This window comes from Streptomyces hazeniae, assembly GCF_031845485.1.
Classification (GTDB): Bacteria; Actinomycetota; Actinomycetes; order Streptomycetales; family Streptomycetaceae; genus Streptomyces; species Streptomyces hazeniae.
This window is the reverse complement of sequence record NZ_JAVREQ010000142.1, coordinates 1-472: the sequence shown is the minus strand read 5'-3', so window position 1 is coordinate 472 and position 472 is coordinate 1. Positions and strand designations below refer to the sequence as shown.

Annotated in this window: 1 protein-coding gene; it reads right to left on the bottom strand. The window is 71.8% G+C overall.

From position 1 onward, the window contains the following. Window position 1 precedes the first annotated feature (1 nt). The gene (locus tag RM572_RS29015; RefSeq protein WP_311604863.1) at window positions 2-442 is read right to left on the bottom strand and encodes a DUF6153 family protein; all 441 of its coding nucleotides are present in this window, start codon (window positions 440-442) and stop codon (window positions 2-4) included. Window positions 443-472: the final 30 nt, after the last annotated feature.

Sequence of the window (472 nt, the reverse complement as noted above, 5' to 3'; positions counted from 1 at the left end):
CCTAAATACGCAGCACCGAGACGGTGGCGAGCACCGATATCGGGGGCGGCGGATTCGCCCGCAGCACCCGCAGGAGCCCCGCCCCCACCGGCGTACCGAGCCTCCGCCCGCCCACGCGCATCCCGAACAGCCAGAGCCCGACGAGGGCGAGCCCCCAGGCGCCGAGGACGGCGAGACAGACGGAGAGCGGGTCCATGCCGCTCATGGGGGAGTCGTGGGACTCATGGGAGGAATGGTGCCCGGTGCCGACGGAGACACCGTCAGCCCCGGCCGTGGACACGGCAGACGGGGCGGATGGGGCGGATGGGGCGGATGGGGTGCCATGCTCGGCCGGGTGCCCGACGGTGTGCATGGTGAAGATGCCGAAGAGCAGCGCGGCGAACAGCAGCAGCTGCCCGCACATCACGCTCCCGCTCCGGGCTCCGCCGACCGTACGCACCATGGGGGCAGCTTACCCCGGGAGGGTATGTGA